Source organism: Croceivirga sp. JEA036 (assembly GCF_011882165.1).
Lineage (GTDB): Bacteria > Bacteroidota > Bacteroidia > Flavobacteriales > Flavobacteriaceae > Croceivirga.
The window spans coordinates 362377-383692 of record NZ_JAATON010000004.1; the positions used below are offsets into that span (position 1 = coordinate 362377).

At 38.0% G+C, this 21316-nt stretch carries 9 protein-coding genes; 2 read left to right on the forward strand and 7 right to left on the reverse strand.

Going from position 1 to position 21316, the window contains the following annotated elements:
* Positions 1–46: 46 nt before the first annotated feature.
* Both HCO57_RS12985 and HCO57_RS12990 read right to left on the reverse strand, forming a co-directional pair.
* Entirely contained in the window at positions 47–880 is an 834-nt protein-coding gene (locus HCO57_RS12985; RefSeq protein WP_167989363.1) for an ABC transporter permease, read from the reverse strand.
* A gap of 2 nt (positions 881–882) precedes the next feature.
* Entirely contained in the window at positions 883–1779 is an 897-nt protein-coding gene (locus HCO57_RS12990; RefSeq protein ID WP_167989364.1) for an ABC transporter ATP-binding protein, read from the reverse strand.
* A gap of 223 nt (positions 1780–2002) precedes the next feature.
* On the opposite strand from HCO57_RS12990, the gene HCO57_RS12995 reads away from it, so the two are divergent.
* Positions 2003–2431 carry a DUF3995 domain-containing protein gene (locus HCO57_RS12995; RefSeq protein WP_167989365.1) on the forward strand — a complete coding sequence of 143 codons (429 nt, stop codon included), beginning with the start codon at positions 2003–2005 and terminating at the stop codon, positions 2429–2431.
* 66 nt (positions 2432–2497) lie between these two features.
* Here the strand turns inward: HCO57_RS12995 and HCO57_RS13000 are convergent, their stop codons facing one another.
* The 3 genes from HCO57_RS13000 to HCO57_RS13010 form a co-directional block, all read right to left on the reverse strand.
* On the reverse strand, positions 2498–3265 hold the full coding sequence (locus HCO57_RS13000) for a M48 family metallopeptidase (protein ID WP_209066160.1): 768 nt from the start codon (positions 3263–3265) through the stop codon (positions 2498–2500).
* Between the two features lie 142 nt (positions 3266–3407).
* Positions 3408–5468: a DUF11 domain-containing protein gene (locus tag HCO57_RS13005; RefSeq protein WP_167989366.1), complete on the reverse strand. Its 2061-nt coding sequence runs from the start codon at positions 5466–5468 to the stop codon at positions 3408–3410.
* Positions 5469–5653: 185 nt separating this feature from the next.
* Entirely contained in the window at positions 5654–18436 is a 12783-nt protein-coding gene (locus HCO57_RS13010) for a T9SS type B sorting domain-containing protein (RefSeq protein ID WP_167989367.1), read from the reverse strand.
* Between the two features lie 166 nt (positions 18437–18602).
* On the opposite strand from HCO57_RS13010, the gene HCO57_RS13015 reads away from it, so the two are divergent.
* Positions 18603–19679 (forward strand): hypothetical protein, encoded by a 1077-nt coding sequence (locus tag HCO57_RS13015; RefSeq protein ID WP_167989368.1) that lies wholly within the window; start codon positions 18603–18605, stop codon positions 19677–19679.
* 10 nt (positions 19680–19689) lie between these two features.
* Here the strand turns inward: HCO57_RS13015 and HCO57_RS13020 are convergent, their stop codons facing one another.
* Positions 19690–20748 (reverse strand): nucleoid-associated protein, encoded by a 1059-nt coding sequence (locus HCO57_RS13020; RefSeq protein WP_167989369.1) that lies wholly within the window; start codon positions 20746–20748, stop codon positions 19690–19692.
* Positions 20749–20805: 57 nt separating this feature from the next.
* Positions 20806–21300 (reverse strand): plasmid pRiA4b ORF-3 family protein, encoded by a 495-nt coding sequence (locus HCO57_RS13025; RefSeq protein ID WP_167989370.1) that lies wholly within the window; start codon positions 21298–21300, stop codon positions 20806–20808.
* Between the last annotated feature and the right edge of the window lie 16 nt (positions 21301–21316).

Below are 21316 nucleotides of genomic sequence, written 5' to 3' on the forward strand. Positions count from 1 at the left end.
TTGCCAACCAGAGTGAGCGCTAAAGCATCAAACAGCGATGCAAATCCTACAAATCGCGCTTTTTTAACAAGGCGAAGCTCATATAGATAAAAATGAAGGTCCAAGCTAGTGCAATACCAATCTCATACCACTGTACATGATAATCTAATACTACGGTTTCCCCAACTTGATTAGCAAAAGATTGTACTGCGTTTAAGCGGCTAAAAGGCTCTTTTATTAAGTTAAAAAATGATTCTAATGGGAAAAAGCCCATAACCAAATCTGTACCTTCTTTGCTCAAAACCTTCCAGCGTAACATGCCTCTTACAAAGAGTTCAAAAATTTGCCATAGAAATAGAAAACCAAGGGCAAAAGCGGAACGTTTTACCAATACGCCAGCAAACAAGCAAAAAGCAAAAAAGCCCATAAGCTTAACAAAGAATGCCAGTAAAAATTCCAAATCCGAAAGAATGATGGATAACTCTGTATAATCAGAATAGACAAGTCCTAAAATTAGGGAAACTGCAAATACAAATACCGTAGATAAAACGGAAAAAGAAAGTACAGTTAAAAACTTAGATAACACAAATTCCTTTTTAGATAAACCGTCGATAAGGTTTTGTTTTAATGTTTTGTTACTGTATTCATTTGCCATCATAGACACAATAACAATAGCTAAAAACACCTTAAATAGAGCCGTCATGAAGGTGTTCAAATGCCAGATGTAAGGGAAATTAAAGATTCCTTGTTCTGCCAAATGAAATTTTATAGGACCAATATCAAACTTAATCGCAGCAATTAATGCAATGGAGGTTAATAGTATAAAGTAGGCAATGATTAATATTTTACTGGCTCGGTTATTCCAAAGCTTTATAAATTCTATTTCTAGTAAACGTAGCATATTTAGTTGTTTTTGGTTAGGGCAAGAAATTGTTCTTCTAAACTTTCTTTTCTTTTTACAAGCTGAGATAAAACAATACCTTCTTTAAATAGTAATTGGTTAAGGGTTGCAGCATCTAATTCCTCATTTAGATGTGCAGTAAGCAGATGCTCATTTATGCTAATTGTGCCAAAACTTGGATGTTTCTCTAAAAAGGCTTGTAAAGCAGGCATTCGGTCTGCTTTTAACTCAAAAAAGCCAAAACTAGACAACATATTATCTACCGGACCTGCATACAGTTTGGTCCCTTTTCTTAAAATGACTACGTGAGTACATACTTTTTCAACTTCGTCTAGTAAATGAGAGGCCAATAAAATAGTGGTGCCTTGTGCAGCAATTTTTTTAATTATTTCTCTAATTTGATGAATACCAGCCGGGTCCAATCCATTGGTAGGTTCATCTAAAATTAAAATTTCTGGGTCGTTTAACAGGGCAGAGGCTATGGCTAAGCGTTGTTTCATACCCAAAGAAAAAGTTCTAAATTTACTGTCCTTGCGTTCCAATAAGCCCACGAGTTCTAGTTTCTCTTCTATTTTGCTTTCTGGAACGTTTTTAATTTTACAAACTAGGCGTAGGTTTTTCACGGCCGTCATGTACGGATAAAAGTTAGGGCGTTCTATGATGGCTCCTACTTTTTTCAAAGCTTCATGGGTAGATGTGCTCCCATTAAACCAGCTAAAACTTCCGTCGGTAGCGTTGACCACATTAAGTATAATGCCTAGCGTGGTAGATTTACCACTGCCGTTTGGACCTAGTATACCATAAACATGACCTTTTTCTATGCTAAAAGAAAGGTCGTTTACAGCAGTTAATGGTCCAAATTTCTTTGTTAAATTTTTTACGGTTAAAATTGTACTCAAAATAAGTTGGTTTTTAGATTGATGTATGGGTTTGACGACTACTACAGGAATTTGTTACAATGAGCTTCTTTATCTTGGTTAGGTTTACAGTATGCCCGTAACTTATGCGTTAGGGAAATAAAGTATTTAAACCATTGAAAAATAATATTTTAGTGAGTGAAATAGTTAATTTTGCTTGTTTCTTAATTAGTTTACCGAGTCTATACCATAATAAAAACCACGTATGATGGTGTCCTTACTTGCTCTGTCCTTATCACTTCTATTTGCGTTTTTAGGAGTGCTGCATTTGTATTGGTTAGTTGGGGGTACATGGGCGTTAAACAAAGTAATCCCTACCAAAGAAGAAGAAAAGAGCAATTTAAAGATTCTGCCGTTAGCTACATTACTTGTTGCGCTAGGTTTACTTTTTTTGGCCTTTGTATACCTTGAACAAACCTCTTTTATAAACCACTTGTTGCCCGTAACATTAGGTGAAGTAGCCCTTTGGTTTGTACCGATACTATTTTTAATTAGGGCGATAGGTGACTTTAATTATGTTGGTTTTTTTAAGAGGGTAAAAACAACAGCCTTTGCAAAAGCAGATTCTAAACTGTTTTCACCATTATGCTTGGGTATTGCATTCGCAGGGTTTGCTATTATTTTTTTAGGATGATATAAGGATATAAAAAAAGTCGCACTTAGTGGTGCGACTTATTAAATTTATATGAAGAATGGTATCTTAGTTTTTTGCGTCTTCTTCTTCTGCCCATTTTTTTGCTCTTTCTGCTCTTTTGGCAGACCCTGGGTGAGAAGAGGTTAAAGACCCTTTACCACCGTTATCTGTTAAATCTGCTAATTTTTGAAAAGCAGAAGCCATAGCATGATAATCATGACCATTAGCTACTAAAAATTTAAATCCATAACTGTCTGATGCTGACTCGTGAGACTGAGAAAACTGAGCATTAGCCACATTTTCCATGAAACCACCTATTTCATCATCAGCTAAAATTTTTCCACCACTAGTATTAGCTTCGGCCAAGTCTTTTGCGGCAGAAACACTGTAGGCAGTTTGGTATCTTTTTTTAGAATGCCCTAGTTTTACATGGCCTATTTCATGACCAATTACTCCAAGAATTTCATCATCAGTCATTAAATCCATAAGACCAGCCATTACACGAATACTACCATCTGGTGTAGCAAAAGCATTGATATCTACTACCAGATAGACTTTAAAATTTAAGTCTAACCCATCTGCATTATCAAGGCCAGCAACAAGTTTATTCAATCTTTCGTAATAAGGGTCACCTGGTTCCGCAACGGGATTATTTTCATCCATCCATTGCACAGCTTCTAAAGATAATTTGGCCATATCTTCATCAGATAATGTGGCAGCTTTCACCAATTTTTTACCGGCGTTAATGTTTCCCTTTTTACCCAATTTACCAAGTTGGGCTTGGGTGTTCATCGCCATAATAAAAAGGCTGAATACAAGCAAAATTTGCTTCATAATGTAGTGTTTTAAGTTGTTTGATTGCAAAAGTATGGTATGCCCTAAATGTTTAGCATCCCAATTACCGTGAAATTACAAAATTAACGGTTTAGAGTAAAAATTATTAGAGAATTAATTTTATGGTTGGTAATTATACAAGTTAGTTCCTGTTTACTCTTATAGTAATACGCCTGTTTGTAATTACAGTCGTTGGTGTTTGGAAGTTTACCGTCACAGTTTCTGATGGGTCATCTACGGTAATATTGCCATCCGTTTGGTCTTGGGAATTATTTATTGTATTAGTATATGTAGCCGTTTGAGTATTTACATCTGGTAAATTAACTTGAGTAACTAGGGTTAAAGTTTCTAAATCGCCACTTGTCATAGTACCCACATTCCAATTAGGATAAGTAAAGCTTCCTTTGGTTACAGACGCATTGACTAAAGAAATACCGTCTGGCAAAATATCAGTAATTACAACATTAGTTACAGGGTCTAATCCTAAACTTTCTACGGTAATACTAAAGGTTACAGTATCACCATGCCTTACTGTATTCTGGTCTGCTACTTTTTTTATGACTACATCTGGGTCACAATAATAAGCGGTTAAAGGTTGGCTATCATATTGGCAACCTCCCTTTATTACTCTGACAAAATAATCTCCAGCAGCCGTAGGCGTATAAGTAGGGCCATTGGCGCCTGCAATTAAAGAACCATTTTCAAACCACTGGTAACTATCAAAATTGGGGTCTACAACTTCTACTGTGGCAGATGGTAAACAACCACCACCAGAAACTTGCAAATCTACCTCAGGGACCGTATCAAAACCAGAAAAATAACCAGCTACCCCACGAGCCCCATTAAAACCAATAAAACCAACAGCAATTGGACCAGATGAGTTTACTGTTACATTACCATTTAAATTAGGAACATAGAATGTTTTCCATAAGGTGGAACCTGTTACAGGGGTTGCAGCCGGTAGTGCAACTGTACCATTGCCATCGGTAACCGTAATATTACTATCAGGAGTGGAGCTAGACGCGACTATAGTTACACCACCAGTAACGGTAATACCTGCAACATTTCTTATGTCAGGAATATTATCCATGGTATCTGGTAGTAAACAATTTACGGGTGCTACAAAGTTTAATCCTTGAGTGTAAGCCGCAGTAGAACCACCCATACACTGGTAGGCATATGCATCTTTATTAGTAGTAACATACATATTGGCACCTACAGCGTTAGAAGAATAATTACTGGAAGGGATTTCAAAATATTCTCCATTATTTATAGTAGCAATAGGGGTAGTGTTACCGTTAACGTAAATTTCAGTATTGTTTTGGGTAGCAATAATTAAGGGAAACTCTGTCCATCCATTGGTATTACCATTACCTCTAATGAACACATATTCTTTACCAATTCTATTTTCTGGTACGGGTTGATCAATACCTGCATCTCTGTTAGTGTTGTTGGCTTGTCTACCGTAGTTCAAAGACCCATTGCTAATTACAATATCCTTATCAGAAACAATACTAGTACCTATCCATCCTTGGCTTTGCGCATCAGAAAATGTATTTCCCATATAGGCTTCAAAAACAAAAGATTCGTTGGCATTAAGTGTTATTTGGTACGTATCTGCTGTAATCGCAGATGCATTACCTCCTTGTCTAAAAACACAGTTAGGGTCATACCCAAAAACATCTACAGTAGTATTATCTTCTGTAGCCATAATACCTACCGTATTAGATTTGGATACGTGGGTTCCTAAATTGGGGACACCACCCCATTTAAATTGGGTACCCATGGCAGCTCTACCCTTAGAGGTTAAAGAGGCTCCTTGAGAACCAGACCTTCCTCTATAATTAACATAAAATCGTTCTCCGTTGGGAGCCACATATCGTAAGCCGGCATCGTTAATTACAACTCCGGTGTGGGCATTATCTACTAGGGTTACATTGTTATCTCCATTACCAAGACTGTGTACCGCTGGTGTTGTATTGCTAATGGTAAAAGAAGCTAGAATAGCAGGATTAGTGCCTTCATATACATTTACAGTGAATGGTGTAGTTTCTGGGGTAGATAAATGTACCTCTTGTTGTTGTATGGCTTGGTTGTTAGATCCTTGTTTTAATGGTGGTAAGTAATGCAAATCACTAAGTTGAGAAAACGCAGAAACGCCACAACTCAAGGCTATTAAAAACATAAAAACTTTCAGTTTCATGTTCATATATTGAAATTGTTAGTATTTTTTGTTCGTATGGTAAGTACTAAATAGCAATAATTAATTGGTTAGTTAAAATTATAGTAGTGTAATAGCCCAATCGTGTGGTGTACACTAGAATTTTTGTTACAAAAAAAGGGCGATAACATAGTTACCACCCTTTTAAAATGCTCATTCATTAGTTTTTATCTATATAATGTAAAGTGGCCAACAAACTCACGCTGGTCTGCTTCTCCATGTAATTTAACTACATACCAATAATCTCCAGACGGCAGGTTGGTGTTTTGGTAAATGCCATTCCAACCATCTTCATTATCCTTAAATCTATAAATAGAACGACCGTATCTATCATAGATATTAATAAAGATTTCTGGGTATATTTCTATGTTAGTAGGTCTCCAAAGGTCATTACTACCATCACCGTCAGGGGTAAAGAAACTTGGAAATTCTACATCTATAAACTCTATAAATATTTCTTGTGTAACGCTACAGCCATTTTGGTCTACTACGGTGACCTCATAGGTATCTGTAGCGGTTATGTAGAAATCTGATTTATCTGCATACTCTCTACCATCAAAGATAAAGGTGTAGGCCTCACTACCACCAAATGCCGCAGCACTAATTTGGTTTATAGTACCTTCTGTTAATTGCAAGCTCAAAGGCTCAAAAACGTCAACTGTAAACTCAAAAGTATTGGGACAACCGTTACTATGCAGCACAGTAATGTAGTGGTCACCTCCAGGTACATTGGTAAATACGCCATCCATGACCATCTCGTTAGGGTCGTCCGTATCTAAACCATATAACACTTCGCTTGCTACCGTAGTATCTTCAAAAGCTATGTTAATGGTGTTTTGAGTTATACCTTCATCACAAGAATAGAGTACTTCTGCTTCCCCGGCTAGGTTTGCACCAGAAGAAACTTCAAAAATCTGACTAATTTCGCAACCTCTTTCGTCTCTAATAAAGATTACATGAGTACCACTAGACAAGTTGTTGTATTCCATAACGCCTTCTACAAAATCAGCACTTGCATTAGAATTTAGGGCTGTAGAATAGACACCCGTACCACCCGTAACATTTACAGTTATTGCTCCGTCACTACTCTCAAAGCAAATTTCATCTTGTACGGTAAAAGTCATCTCTAACTCAGTAGGTTCAACTAAGGTAAATTCAATTACTTCAAAACAACCTGCAGCGTCTTGTGCTATTACGGTATAATCACCAGGAGCCAAATCGTCAAATACATTATCATTTACAAATTGGTCTAGGTTAGGGGAGATAGCGTACTGGTATGGAGCTGTACCGCCAGCTAAGTTTACAGTTATGCTACCATCTTCTTCTCCATAACAACTAATTTCTGTAATCTGAGTCGCTATAGAGAGTGCAGTAGGTTCTAAGATGTTTACTACCTCAGAAACTAATTCGCAATCATTGCTCTGTACGCGTACGTAATACGAACCAGCGGCTAAGTCCGTAAACAATCCATTAGCTTGGTTAGCTCTAATCTCATTGGTCAACGTACTATCTGAAAACAGTGCATATTCATAATTGCCCATACCACCTGTTGCTTGTACATCTATAGCAGCTGTACTTTCACCGTTACAACTAATAAAAGCTGCAGAGGTATTAAACTCACTAAAAGAGAGTGGTGGAATAGCATTTACATTTACCGTGTTAGATATTACAGAAATACAATTGTTGCTATCCTGTACAAAATATTGATAGGTGCCTGGGGTCATGTTGGTAAATAAGTGTGTGTTAGCGCCACTACTGTTATTCATGGTGTTAAATGTAATACCATCTGTACTCCATGTGTAAGGTCCAGTACCACCAGATGCGGTAAGTAATAATTCTGCTCCAGCAGAACAGCTAAGAATCTGGTTGGTAATTAATTGACCTTCTACTACAATAGGAGCTACAATTTCTATAATTGCGGTTTCAAAAGTACAGCTCATATTATCCATAACAGTTACACTGTAAAATCCTGCAGCTAAACCATTGAAGGTATCAGCAGTTTGTTGTACTGAACTTCTAAGTAATCGAGTTCCAGAAGCATCATCATAAGTATTTAAACTATAACGATAAGTAGCAGAAACATTCCTTGCAGCCACGCTGGCAGTTACAGAAGCGTCTGAATCACCCTCACATAAAAGAGAGGTGTTAGCTATAGAAGCATTGATTGGGTCTGGTACTACCAATGTAAATTCATTATTAAAGTTTTGTACACAACCTAGTGCATCTGTTACAGCTATGCTATATTGACCAGCTTCTAAGTTTTGAAACAAGAAACTATTTACATTATTTTCTGTAGATACCCCACCAGTGGTGGTATTTGTCAGCGTAATAGTGTATGGAGCCATACCGCCTTGTGGTCTTACGTTAGCGCTACCCTCATTACCATTACAACCAACCTCAGTTAAATCTACCGTTGCCATAGTCAATGCTGCAGAAGGTGTGGTAATACTAAAACTGCGTTCTTGTGTACAGGTTGGTAAACCAACTTGTGCTACCCGAGCAATGTAATTGCCGGCAGCAACTGGTATAGCTGTGGTAGTGCCTGTTCCAGTAAATATGCCTGCATCATCTGTACGCGCTGTTGGCGTACCATCTGCATTTAAAATTTCCCAAGAAAAATTGCCCGTATAACTAGCATCTGTAAAGGTTAGGGTAATGCTACCGTCATCTCCAAAGCATACCACATCTGATAACTTGGTAACGGCAACACTAAACGTATTTGGCTCTGCTACGGTGTGGTTTACAAACACTTCACAACCGGTAGTAACATTACGCACCCCAAAGGTATGAGTACCTACGCCTAGATTGGCAAAACTATTGATGGCTTGATAGGTGCCACTAGGCAATTGACGGAACTCGTAATTGGCAGGGTTTGTAGCGTAACTAGTTTGTGAACCGGTTGCTGCTATAGTTATTGTTTCTCCTGTATTTGCACAACTTATTGCTGTAACCACGTTTATTGTAGGATTTTCATCCAACGCATCAAACGGACTTATCGTTACTATATGTGTTGTAGGTGAAGCACAACCATTAGTATCGTAAACAATAACTTCTACATCACCACCAGCTAATTCCGTAAAACTATAAGACGCGCTAGAACTATCTTGTAATACCGTACTTGTAGTGTCATCAATAAACACAAAACGGTTATAGCTTCCAGTACCTCCAGTAATTGCAGCTGTATCTACTGTAATAATAGCATTATTGGTGTCATTATCTACAGCACAACCAAACTGGTATACGGTAGGCGTGGTGAAACTTATAACCGGATTTTCTGGTACGTTTACAGCTAAAGGTGTAGAAGCACAACCGTTTGGTCCGGTAGCAATAACTTGATAGTTTCCACCAGGTAAGTTTATAAAAGATTGTACAGAAGCATCCCAAGATGCCGTTGCTGGCATTGGGCTCAGCGTATAGTTTAACGGATTATTGCCATTATTAACTTGACTTAGCGCTATACGGCCATCTTCCGCACCACTACAACTTACCGCTGTAGCACTGGCAGAAAAATCTGGTTGAATAGCAGCTGGTACATTAACTTCTATACTTCTCTCACACTCTGGGTTATCGGTATCAGCATCATAGATTAAGACTGTATAGGTGTCAGCGCTACCTACTGTAACTGTTTGAGGGTTTGTTGCTAGTGTCTGTTTGGTGATTACAACAGCATTACTACTATCTCTAACTTCAAATTCGTAATTACCAGAACCAGTAGTAGCTTCTATCCTTATTTCAGCTTCGTTTCCAGGACCACAACCTAATTGTTGCGCTAAAGTCGCAGAAGCCTGTAGGGTTGGGTGTACTGTTATGTTTTCAGTATCTATACAACCTGTTTGGTCTTTTATGACTACATCATAATCACCAGCAGTAACATTGTTAAATACATTGGTAGTTTCAAATGTAGCGCCATTATCAATAGAGTAAAGTACGGTGCCATCTGATGAAGCAACGTTTATAGTTATAGTTGCATTAACATCACAATTTGCAATTTCTACATCGGCAATAACTGGTGGAGGCATTACATTCATAGTAACATCTCCTAAAGGATAGCTACAACCGTATTGGTCTTCTACACTAACACTATATGTTCCGAAAGGGGAATTAGCAGGTATTTCTATAGGATTATCATCATTTGATGTAATTGTTGCGAAAGGTGAAGGGCCTGTTACGGTGTAAAAATACTCACCGCCACCACCAGTAATATCTGGAATGGTAATTAGACCAGGGTTTTCACAGCTGATGTCTCTTAAAGAGGCTGGTGTTCCTGTAATGATATCTAATTCTTCTAGAATACTATTTTCACTGGCACTGGTACACTGTGCTGTTCCACCAGCATCTACTTGTTCTACAATTATATAATAATCGTTTTCTGCTAAATTAGAGACGGTTATAGTATTTGTGTAAGCAATGGTCCCAGGACTACTATCAATAACATTATTTGCTATATCATAAAGCGTCCAAGTCATGCTAGGTTCTGTACTTCCATCCGTATCAACAATGGTATACGTAATTTCACCCGTTGTCGCACCATTACATGTAGGAGCCACTTCGGCAGTAATTTCCATCGGTACTACTACCTCATTATTTACATTGACGTTACTTTCTCTTACACAACCCACAGCATCACGTACATAAAAAACATAGGTTCTACCAGGAATTAGACCTGGGAATGTGTGTTGTACGCCTGCAGCAAAAGGAGTTGTCCAAGGATTTGTAGGTGCGGAAGGGTCAAAATTGGCTGGGTCTTCTGAATATGTGTACTCATAAGGAGCTGTACCGTCTTGCCCTCTTACACTTACTTGTAATTCATTACAATTTATAACAATTGGGAATAACGTAATATCCAAATCATCTAACGGATAAGGTATCGTATACCTTGGTAAATCTGTCTGACAAATAGTGGTGCCACTACCATCCACAGTTTTAATAGAAGGATAAACTTCATCTCCTGACAGATAATCTCTAAACTGATTGCTTGTTTGCCAAGTAGTACCACCATCGTCACTAAACATTAAAGTCCCCGCCAATGTTAATGGGTAATTTTCAAAATTAAATCCGTAATCTGTAGACGGTCCAGTACAATCCGAAGGGGTTACACCAACGATATCTGCAGTAAGCTCAGCAGGTTCATCTATAACTACTCTTTCAGGAGTAGATGTACAACCTGCAGCATCTGTAATAATAACATCATAATTACCAGGAGGTAAGTTGTAGTATGTTCTTGTAGTGCTCGCCACTCCAGATTGGGTCTGACTTTCCACACCGTTATCCACATCTACCAATTCATAAGTAAATGGAGCTACACCACTAGTGATGTTAACTTGGATACTTCCTTCGCCACCAAAACAAGCAGCATCAGTTGCTGTACTATTATAAGCTAAACCAGGTAATGCCTCTACTTCTTCTGTAATCATGGTTTGGCAATAGCCTGGATTACCAAAGTTATCACGAACGTAAACATCATACTGACCAACATCTGCTAATGCCACGGAAAAATCTGTAATTGTTGGTGAAAAGTCACCATTGGTTACCGTAGTACCCTGCGGTACAAAAGCATATACTAAAGTTCCATTACCTCCTGTAGCAGTGGCGCTGATTTCTCCATCACCACAAGTACTTGCATCGGTAATTGTAGCCGATAGGTTTAAAGCAGGATGTATGGTGAACGATTCTGCTGTGGAAATACAGCCAAAGGCATCTTGTACTTCTACTTGATGCGTACCTTCACCTAAATCTACAAAAGTATACGTTAAACCATTAGCAGGGATAGGCGTTTGCCAAGGCCCTCCATCTATACGGAAAGTAACATTACCACTATTGTTGGCAGCTGTTGCTGTTATAAATCCGTCATTTAATCCAGAATAACACGTTGTGCCAGATAAGCTAACCGCAGGTTGTGTAGGCGCTACAACCGAAACTGGAATTGTTGTTGCTACTTCACAATTTCTAGCATCACGAACGCGGACTACATAATCACCAGCAGGTACATTTACAAATACATTAGTATTAGAAAAGGTTCTTTCAATAGAACTGTCTGTTCTTTCTAACTGATACGTATACCCAGCAGTACCTCCGGTAGCAGAAGCCTCTAAAGTGGCTCCCGTGTTTTGACAAGTGAAGTCAGCAGTTTGCTGTAAATCTGGAAGAATAATAGTTGGCTCCGTTAGGGTAGCAGTAGTTGCAGAGGTTACTATACAAGTGTTGTCATTTACCTTTCTAACAGTAATAGTATAGCTGCCGTCTCCTAGTACATTTGGCGTAGTAACCACGGCATCTGTGGTAGCTGTCCAAGAAGTGCCACTATCGGTAGAATATTCATAACCAGCAGCATCAAAATTAGTTACTTGAAAACGAATATTACCATCTGTTGCTCCATTACAGCTTGGGTCAGTACTTCCTAAAATCGCTACATCAAAAGCACGATTGCTTTCTACATTTACAATAATTTCAGCGGTATTTTCACATACTTCTGGAGTCTGTATGGCTTGGATGTCATCTAAAACTAAATCGTTACCATCATTGCTATTTACGTTATTTCTAAAAACAACATCTATTTCTGTATTTGCACCTGGATTAAAGGTAAGCGTACGCTCATGCCAATCCGCGTTATTGGTGTTTTTAGGAATTTCACCAGTGGCAGTGCTAAAGATAACCGTACCAGAATTGTCTAAAATTTCTACCAAAATCTCTGGATTATTACCTGCATTACCAGCGCTCATTAAGTTATAAGCAAAGAAGCTTAAAGTGATGTCTCTATTTGGTAAAACTTCCACATCTCTTTTTGCCCAAAGAATATTATTTAAAGATGGGCTGCCCGTGTCTGAGAATGTACTTACATCAATAGCAAAGAAACGGCCTTCTGTAAGTCCTGTATGGTCTTGCGGGCTTAGTAAGAATGGTACAGGATTGGTAACAAAATTGGTAACCGTGTATTCTCCATTTACTAAAATACCAGCAGGACCTCTATTACAATTGGTTTCTGAACCATTTTGAGGTTCATAACAATATTCTGGGCCAGCTTCCGCAACTTGTAAATTAGGTCCTGCGCCAAAGGTTTCTAAGAACAAAGTACTTTGGTTAGGCGCAAGGTTACTCGCGTAATTTACTTGTATGGTATGTTGTCCTGCAGCTACATTTTCAAAGAAATTTTGGTCAGCAGGTGTATTAAGGGTACCATCTATAGCGTAAGTATACCTAAAGTCTGTAGTATTATCTGTATTTATGGTCACCACACCATCACCATCGCACTCATAGGTAATATTTGGCGTTAGATTAGGTGTAGGTGTAGGGTTTGGTACTGTAATTTCCATAGGGAAAGTACAACTCAGATTGTCTTGTAATACCAAATTGTAAGTGCCCGGGCTTAAGCGTTGTTCCGATACAGCGCTGAACGATGTTCCCCCATCAAAACTATATTGATAAGGAGCCTGGCCACCAGATGGATTTAATATTTTAACCAAGGCTTCTCCAGAGGCATCACAAGAGGCATCTTCTATTATAGTAGCCGATGCATTTAAAGGAAAAGGTTGTTCAATCTCGTAATCTACGGTAAATACACAACGCTCTTCATCTGCACTGCCTGTAGCATCCCTTACTGTTATGGTGTAAATACCTGCATCTAAATTGTTAAAGAAATTCTCTATTTGATAGTTGGTGTCATCAATACTATATTGATATGGAGCGTTTCCGCCACTAGCAACAATTGTTAGGGTAGAGGTTTCACTATCTGCACATGTAATATCGGTATGGCTAAGTGTAGCTTCTACAGCTCCTAAGTCTTGCATGGTTACAGGAGCTGAACGTTGGTAACAACCATTATCATCCTTAACTAAAAATACATATTCCCCATCTTGCCCTGCCACATAGGTGCTAGGATTGCCTGTATAACCAAAAGAGAAGTTAGGATTGGAGTCAAAATCAGCATCAGGAATGCTTGCTTCGTCTGTATAGTAAGGCACTCCATCCTTACTCCATATTACATATTCATGACCAGTAGTGCCACCTGTTACGGACAAATTGATAACTCCAGGAGCACATGTTATGTTAGCCTCTACATTGGCAGTTAACGTTAATGCCGGAATTTCATCTACAGTGATGGCAGAAGATTCTCTACAGCCATTCTCTGTAGTAGTAACTACTAAATAGTCACCAGGGGCAACACCATTAAAGGTATGTGTGTTATCTGTTGTAGCTAATTCTGAACGAACAAAAGAACCATTACCACTATTACTACCATCGTCTATAAATAATTGGTAGCTATAGTTAGGTATTACATTTAATGCCTCTATACTAATAGTTCCTTGCGTATCACAATCGGCTGGTGTACTGCTTACATTAACAGTGAAATCTCTTCTTGCAATCCCAATTTCATCGGTCTCAAAAACACAACCATTAGCAACGGGTGCCCCTGTAGTAGGATTTAATTGGGTGATTTGTACTTTATAAGTGCCTGCGGTGTCAATAGGAAAGTTAGGTCCTTGACCAGCATCAAAACCAATTGCTACACTGTTGGTATTCACATTAAATAATTGATATCCGTAACCAGCACCAACACCAGTAATTCTAATGTTGCCATCTGTATTACAGATAATATCATTTTGGTCTACGCCAAAGTTGAGGTTGTTTTGGAATACGTTAAAGTAAAAACGGCTAAAGCATCCATTTTGATAGCGAATAACAACTCGGTATTTACCTTCGTTATTTACTGTGTAATTGTCCGTACTACCTACTGTTGTGTACCCACAACCATCTTGTCGGTTACCACATTCATCACCCGCATCTTGGCAATTGGCACTAAGATTTTCATCCCAACGCTCCCAAGTAATAGAATCAGCATCTGTAATCCCTAATTGTAAAGTAACATCATCATTGGTACCGCACAAGAATATTTGAGGCAGCTCACTACCATCGTTACCACAGGTAACTATTTGCCCTTGTATATCGTTATCAGGATTACTATCGCTATTTACTTGGTTAAAGAAGTCAATTATAGGATTGGTTTGCGTGGTTCCAAAGCGCTCTACATTGATTCTTTCAATCATATCTGGGCATCCGCTACCAGAAGATTTTTGCACCATATAATAACCAATGTTAGTTACTAAAAGTGTACTTGGGTCGCTGTCAGCGTCACTATCCGTTACAACGGTATCACTCGCATCTATAGTATTATTACCGTTGGTATCTAAGTACCAAGTATAGGTATCAAAACCAGTACCAGCAGAAAGCAATACATCGTCTCCACATAATTGCACGGTTCTGGCAATATTACAATCTGATAATCCGCCTATAATGTTATTGGTTGCTGTGGCTAAAGTAGTAGTACAAGCGCCAGCAGGGTTAGATCCATCTTCATCAGAAAAAGTGTTTGTATTGGCAATACCAGTATAGGTAGCAAATGCCTGATTTATTAAGGTGCCAGAACATGCGGCAACAAATTCTGAACATTCTCCAGAAACCTCTACAGTAATTCTTATAGTATATTCTGGGTCCCCAATTTCTACCAGATTGTCTGGAATAGTAAAGTTTAACGTATTGCTATTAATGTCGTATGAGTGAGAGGCACCTAAGGCATCTGTATAGTCAACATTAATTAATGAAACGTTAGCAGGTAATACATCTCTAATTGTGAAATTTGTAGCATCATCATCTCCTGTATTTTGGAATGTTAACACATAATCAAATGTAGCGCCCAGACTAATATCTTGTCCATTAATATCTGTTACTTGGTCTTGAAGCATGGAAGTGTTACCTAAAACAATAATAGGAGCCAAAACTTCTGTATAAGAAGCAGCATTTACTGTACCATCTGTGGGGTCAACCACGGGTACGCCAGTACCGTATTCCATACCGTCGCCACCATCTGCATTATCATCTTTATAATATTCGTTAGCATCACTACAACCATCACCATCACTATCTAAGTCTAAATGGTCTGGTATACCGTCATTATCGGTATCTAAGTTGGCACAAAAACCAGAAAAGGAGTCCGTATTATATGCCAAGAAAGCCACGTCAGCACTAGACGATAATTCTAATCGTAAAAACGCGACATCACCAATATTAGCTGCTGGAATTCCAAATTCTGACAGCTCTATAGTAGCTAAACGATAATCTCTAAAGGTGTTTGCGGCAAACACGCTACCATTTGCATTATATACATCTAAATTGTAAGACCCTATAACAGTAGAAAGAGCGCCACTACCGGAAGCTTGGATTTGAACGGCATTGCCAAGTGGAGCACCGTTTGCATCATACAAACTAATAATATGGCCAGCGCCACCAGGTTGTGCTATTTGCGTTAATAAGATATCTGGGATACCATCGCCTACTGTAGTAGCTACAATCGGGTCAATTTCATACACCCAATCATCACCAATATTGGCAATACCAGTACCTAAATCAAGACCATTTAAGCCATTGGTTAATAAGGCATTTAGAGGGTCTGTAGCAGGATTGCTAACTACAGTTAATCCCGTGGCATTAGTTGCATCACCATCATTTAGGCTTCCCTCCAAAGTCATTTCATTATAAATGTTATCAGAAGGGGTAAGGGCTAACCAATTAGATTCGGAGATACTAATATCAGATGTACCATCATTATTAGTATCTAAGCCATCCATTAAGCCATTGTTGTTAGCATCAAAAACATCATCATCTATGACCCCAGTGGCAAATGTTGTGCCGCCAGAGGTAAACGCTAACAATTCATGAGAAAGGTTAGGTTTAGTGCTGTTTAGATTGGTAGCAGCGCTTCTCCAAAAATCGTTAAAGTTGGTAAATATTTCCGTTACTGGAGTACCGCCCTGTATGGTGGCGGCAGGATTGGTAAATGTAACGGCATTAGAAATGGAACAAAGCTGTTCTACAGTATCGTAAATACCATCATTATCATCATCTAAATCTACAGAATCTATAACACCGTCATTATCATAATCATTGTGTACTATAATACGAGCAGATGGGCTATCTGGTGTAGCGTTTGTATCGGTTTGGTCTTGGGTGTTGGTAACCGTATTAGTAAGGTTTAATAAGGGAAGGATATCAATTTCATCACCTCTTACTTCTAAACGTAAAAATGCTCTATCACCACCATCTAAAGTACCAATATTCCAAGTATTTCCACTAAAACTACCTGTAATGGTCTGTGCATTGACTAAAGTAAGTCCGGCAGGTATATTATCTGTGATTTGTAGATTGGTCACGGGACCAACCCCATTGTTGGTGACTTTTATAGTAAAAGTGGCCGTGTCTCCCTCTACAATTTCTGCGTTATCTACTGTTTTTTCTAATACAATATCAGGATCGCAATATAAAGCTTGTATAACATTACTATCATAAGTACAGGGGCCTTTGGTTCCTCTTACAAAGAATTCACCTGCTCCTGCAGGGGCATAATTTACTGAGTTAGCTCCTGGTATTAACACTCCGTCTTTAAACCATTGGTAGGCATCAAAATTACCCGTAGCTTCAAAAATTTCTGAACCTACAAAGCATCCAGAACCACCTCGTATTTCTAGAATTACTTCTGGTACTGTATCAAATCCAGAGAAATAACCTGCAACACCACGAGCACCGTTGAATCCGAAAAAGCCAACAGCCATAGGGCCTGTAGATTGTACACTAACATTACCGTTAAGGTTGGGTACGTAAAATGTTTTCCAATTGCTAGAGCCGGCCACAGGTCTTGAGGCAGGTAGTGTTACAGGGCCATTGCTGTCTGTAACCACTATATTGGCATCAGGCGTATTAACCGCTGCAATAATGGTCATACCACCAGTTACATCTGTACCAGCCATATTCCTGATGTCTGGAATATTATCCATAACATCGGGCAGTAAACAATTTACAGGTGCAACAAAGTTTAAACCCTGGGTATAAACTTGAGATGCACCTGCCATACATTGGTATGCATAGGCATCTTTAGAGGTTTGTACAAACATGTTTGCTCCCACTGTATTGGAAGAAAAGTAAGTACTAGGCACTTCAAAAAATTCTCCTTCATCTATAGTGGCAATTGGGGTTGTTCCTCCGTTTACGAAAATACTTGTATTGTCTGATGTTGCTATTATTAGCGGAAACTCCGTAGAACCATTGGTATTACCGTTTCCTCTTATAAACACATAATCTTTTCCTAATCTGTTAACAGGCACAGGCTGGTCAATACCAGCATCTCTGTTAGCAGCTCCTGCTTGTCTACCAAAGTTGATAGAACCGTTACTAATTACAATGTCTTTATCAGATTCTATGGAGGCTCCTATCCAGCCAGATTCATGAGCTGGTGTTGGCGATGTACCAATATAGGTTTCAAAAACAAAAGATTCATTGGCATTTAATGTTACTGTATAAGAATCTGCTGTAATTCCCGCTCTGTCATTTCCCACTCTAAATTCACAACCAGGGTCATAACCAAACAAGGTCACGGTAGTATTATCTTCCGTAGCCATGATACCAAGGGTGTTAGACTTAGACCTTTCTGCACCTAAATTGGGAACCCCTCCCCATTTAAAACTGGTACCTAGTGCTTGCCTACCTTTGGCGGTTAAGGAAGCTGCTTGCGCTGCAGAGTTACCACGGTAATTTACATAAAACCGGTTGCCGCTGGGCGATTCAAAACGTAAACCGCTATTATTTAAAACTACACCGGTATTATCATTTGTAACAAGTGTAATATTATTATCACCATCTGCTAGCACCCATTCTGCCGGGGTAGTATTAGAAATATTAAAACTTGCAATTGGTGTAGGGTTAGTACCGCGATATGCATTTACCATAAACGTGGTTGGTTCTGGCGTAGATAAATAAATGGCCTGATCACGAATCCCTTCATTGTTGCGCCCTTGTTTTAATGGCGGAAGATAGTGTAGGTCGCTTAATTGAGCAGAACCAAAATAGCCTAAAAGTAAAACAACTAAGGTTAAAAAGTGTTTTCTCCAAGTAGTGTTAAATGTCATGGGGTTTGGTAGTTTGTTATAACACTACGAAAAAACCTAACTTTTAAGAGTTAGGCAGATCTATGTTGTATAGCTGTAATAAATGTTGTTAAAAGACACTTGTTTTGTGGTGTTCCATTTTTAAACAAAACAGCGCTCTTTTGTACCTTTAGACAAAATGTAAGAAATGATTGAGGAAAAACTGATGTCTAAAAAGAAGCCGGCTTTCCCTATAAATAGCAAGCTAGATGCGTATTTAGGTAAGTATAGTAGAAAGATTGAAATCCCTATTTTTTATGAGGATTTATTGCGTTTTTCTGGTTCTATAGCCGTAGAGGATAGTGAAGGTAATGATACCCTTTGGGTACGTGTTTACTATTCTGAATTTGAGCGAGAGGAAATAGATTCTAGCTTAAAAAAGGTCTATTCTATCTTACATTCTGATGGTAGCGAACGCATTTTAGAATACCTAAATATAGATGCCATTGACTACTGTACTTTTGGTAATTCTAAGCCATTTAGAATTAAAGTACGAAACATTTTGAATGACAATTACACACATTTTTACGTTAAAAAAACAGATGCTTCTAGGGTTTATGGTTTAGAATTAGAGCATATGTTATCTCCTTATAATCTAAACTTTTTGGTGTATAAAGATACCTTGATAGAAGAGCATATTGCAGGTATTCCTGGGGATGAATTTATAAATGAAATGCTACCTAAATGCACAGCGTCACAGCAAGCACAATTGGCGAAGGAATTTGTAAAGTTTAATGAGCGATGTATGATTCGTCTTTTAGGCGATATGAGGGCGTATAATTACGTCATTGTCCCTGTACATGATTTTGACCATGTGGTATACCGTATCCGCGCTATTGACTTTGACCAGCAGTGTTTTGAAGGGAAATTTAAGGTCTACCTGCCTCAGTTTTTTAAAGAAAATAATGCCATGGTGAATCTAGTGTCTCAAAAATTACAGAAAAATTCTGTTGAGCAGTATAAAATAGAAGAACGCTCTATAGTTGCTAAGCGAATTTTAAGTAGTGGAAATCGGATAAAACGCCTTATAAATATTGCTAAAACAGATTCTATTAGCTTACCAGAAAATATAGAACGCTTAAAAGGAGAGCTGTTTGATTTTACCCATGACATGGAGTTTAAAAAAGCGGATACTATGGGGAAAATCCTCGCAACAGCGCTAGATTTTGTTAAGCGAAATTACGAGGATATGAGTATGAAACAAATCATGGAAAAGCGCTTTTAAGCGCTTTTCTTTAGGATTTTTGCTCCTTATTAAAATACACTAAATAATAGTACATCTGTCTTTCTTCATCCCAACCTTTTTCTACAAATTTCTCTGCAGATTCTGGATTTATAAAATCCATTTTAATTTGGATGTTGGTATCTAACTGTATAACGTTTTTAATTTTTTTGCGTACATCGCTTACTGCTTTATTAGCAATATCAAAGTTAGAAACGTCTTCAATGCTATATTTTGGTCCTTTTTCTACTTTATAGTGTTTAAACTCCGGTATAAGTTCTGGATTATCTATTACCTCATTTAAAAAGCTAGTTTCTTCAAAATTATCATTCTTGGCAAAGTGGTTCACCGCTCGGTTCATGAACAAGACCTCTTGCTGCTTATCTTCTGCAGGGAGTACTACATCTTTAGCAAAATTCTGACAAAATTTTAGGTAGTTTTTAGTATAGAAATTTTCATCCGTTAAAGGGGTGAGACCTAAAAAGTTTTCAATCCAATACTTAGCATCATACCTATTACTATCTACGGATAGTACCTTATAACCTTCTTCTTTTTCGGTATTAAAAATGAGGCAACCTTTATCTAATTTATTAACGTTAATCCCTTGTCTAATTACGATATCTAAATTTTGCTGATTCTCTTCAAATTCTAGAAAATCATGCTTTAATTCACTTTTAAAAATACCTAATGCATCTACTTTTTGGTTGTCTAAGACCATATCAGAAAAGTAGGCAATGTACACCTCTCCATTTTTAATATGGGGATGGTTAGATTGGTCAAATAAATGCGTAGTAATATTTTTAGACAGTTGATGTGTTCTGGTAGGTTCTTGAAAAATACCCGCTGCTGCCTTGTAAATCTCATTAAATTCTACATCTATCTCATGAGAGAATCTAAAGTAGTTTTCCTCTTTTTCCCGGAAAGGTTTAAAAAAATACTCTTTTAAAATAGCAGAGATTTCATCGTTAAGAGCGTGTGCCTTTTCTGATAAAAATATGGGTTCATTTCTACTCTTATTACCAACACGATGTAAAGAAATGTTCTCTATTTGTGCCGAATATAAGTTTATCATAGCTATATATATAGTTAGTGGTTAAGTAAATTTTTTAAGTGATGAAGGCAGTAAATATTAGTTCCAGTTTTCATCAAAATCTAAATCGTCATAACTGCCAAAGCTGTCATCAAAATCTACAGATTTCTCTGCTTCAAAGTTCTTTTCTGGTGGGGAATCTGGTAATTCTCCAAAGCTAAAAAGTACGTTAGGATAAGTTCTACCATCCTCCTTTGCTACAATATCTGCTAGTTCTATAAAAAAGGTCCACATGCTTAAAAAATCATACACATAAATAAGCTTAGGAGTATCTTCTGTTAAGACATCATCTAAGCTTGTTTCGTTCATTAAACGCACATCAGAGCCAGTCTCACTCATATCAAACAAGGCAATTTCTTCATCTTGGTTCCATTCCTCATCGCAGGTGTAGAAAGATGCCATTTGGTCTCCTAAAAAGCCAAAGGCTTGTGTAATGGCGTTGTGGAATTCTTCCATTGTACTACCATCCTCTATCTCTAAATCGCGAAAAATATCTTCCTCCGCATCAAGAATAATCCTGATTTTATATATCATCCCTAGAAATTTTCAA